Annotated in this window: 1 protein-coding gene and 1 pseudogene; one reads left to right on the forward strand and one right to left on the reverse strand. The window is 47.5% G+C overall.

The genetic code is table 11. The features are described from left to right. Positions 1–131 precede the first annotated feature (131 nt). Positions 132–485, forward strand: a pseudogene (locus JWJ90_RS22560) (ISKra4 family transposase); the annotation flags it as partial. A 238-nt stretch (positions 486–723) separates the two neighbouring features. Here the strand turns inward: JWJ90_RS22560 and JWJ90_RS22565 are convergent. Continuing rightward, on the reverse strand, positions 724–1,689 hold the full coding sequence (locus tag JWJ90_RS22565; protein WP_338032363.1) for a methyl-accepting chemotaxis protein: 966 nt from the start codon (positions 1,687–1,689) through the stop codon (positions 724–726). Between the last annotated feature and the right edge of the window lie 260 nt (positions 1,690–1,949).

The raw sequence follows: 1,949 nt of genomic DNA on the forward strand, positions 1-1,949 counted from the left end.
ATTTTTTTTATGATGTAAAATTAGTTAGTTACATCGACCCATTTATTTGAATGTCCTCAAAAATTTGCGAAAAGCTTATCTTGGGCCTACGCATTTACTGGGCTTCCGGATAAAGCGGGAACTGCTGTGCCTCTCATGTCATCGCTGGCTTGAATAGAATGAAATGCAAGACAGCCACTGCGGAAACAGAGAGAACGAAGTTGGTCAACTACCTGAAAAAGAACAAAGACAGAATCGAGTATGGTCGTTTGCGGCGAGGTGGGTACCCGCTTGGCAGTGGAGCGATTGAAAGTGCCAATAAGTTCATCAGCAATATTCGCCTCAAGAGATCCGGTGCCTGGTGGAAAGTAGATTATGCAAACAACATCCTCAAACTGCGATGTGCCAAGTACAATTCAAAATTCGATTCCTTTTTCGAGGAGTATGAGCAAAACGCAAAGCAGCAGCGAGCATCACGACCGAAGAGGATCCGACGGGTTAAATAATGCCATAAGTATCGGATGCTCCCGTATCCGATAGTTATGGCAACTTGCTCTCGCCATACTTCATCTAAATGTGAGCATAGATAATCAGTACCCATATATGGCGGCAAGCCTTTAAATCCCATAACTATCGGATGCCCCCCTTATTTCTTGGCTCACGCGGCAATCGCTTTCTTGGAATTTGCTTGCATCCCTCTTTTTTCCCCAGGCTGTGACGGAATTGCCTTGTAGGGTCCGGAGGTCAAATACGAAAACTCCCCACGATGGAATTAAGGTCTGTTGCCCGATCCTGCAGCTGTGCAGAGCTGTTTTCCACTTCACGGCTGCCTTCGGATATATCAGTGGCGGCTAGGTTAACTTGTGAAATATCCTCTGTAATCGAAGCCGCGACTATAGAACTCTGACTGACATTTTCATTGACCTCCTGGATACCCAGGCTTGCTTGCGAGATATTGTTTGCTATTTCCTGGGTTGCCGCGGTCTGCTGCTCAACGGCTGTTGCAATGGCAGCCACTATATCATTAACCCCGCTAATGACTGTTGAAATTTGCCCTATCTCGGTTCCTGCTTTGCGGGAGGTGTTCTGCACCGCTTCAATCAGGTTTTTGATATCAAACGTCGCCTCAGCCGTTTGCTTTGCCAGCTCCTTGATTTCATTGGCGACAACGGCAAACCCCTTCCCTGCCTCTCCTGCCCGTGCCGCTTCAATGGTGGCATTCAAGGCGAGCAGATTGGTCTGCTCGGATATTTCGGTTATGGTTTCAGTTACCTTACCGATTTTTTCCGCAGCTTGTCCGAGTTCACTCATTTTTCCCGAAGCGTTCTCTGCCTGTATGACTGCATCGGCAGATACCCCCCTCGCTTTTTCCGCGCTTTCTGCAATCTCCTGTATCGTTGCGCTCATTTCCTCGGCAGCCGAGGCTACCATATTAGTATTGGTCGATGATTGCTCCATAGCCGCTGCAACGTTATTGAGATTTACGCTCATTTCTTCCGAGGCAGTGGCCACGTTATCGGAACGCTGTGAGGCAGATTCCGCATTTCCCGAAAGCTTCGTGGCGATCTCGGCGAGTTGACCAGACGAATGCCCGACAGACTCGGAATTTTCTGCAATTTTCCCTATAATCCCCTGGAGTTTAGCGATAAATACGTTGAACCAATGGGCAAGCTCTCCGATTTCATCCTTGTTTTTTGCCTGGAGGCGCATGGTAAGGTCTCCTTCACCAGCCATTCCCGGAGCCCCACTCTAATGGCACAGGAAGCTGCTTTGTAGTCCGTAAATCGCCTCAAATTCATGATGAGTATGCGGCAACAGAAGCAAACGGGTCATTTTCTGGGAATATTAACGAAAAATCGTATTTTTTAGGCGCATTTATCCATCCGTTCTTGCCCGCATTTTTCAGACAAGAAACCTGATCTTTGAAAATATAATTGCCCCGTTACCTTGATAACGGAACTTGCTTATGC

It is taken from the genome of Desulfobulbus rhabdoformis (genome assembly GCF_016919065.1).
Taxonomy (GTDB): Bacteria; Desulfobacterota; Desulfobulbia; order Desulfobulbales; family Desulfobulbaceae; genus Desulfobulbus; species Desulfobulbus rhabdoformis.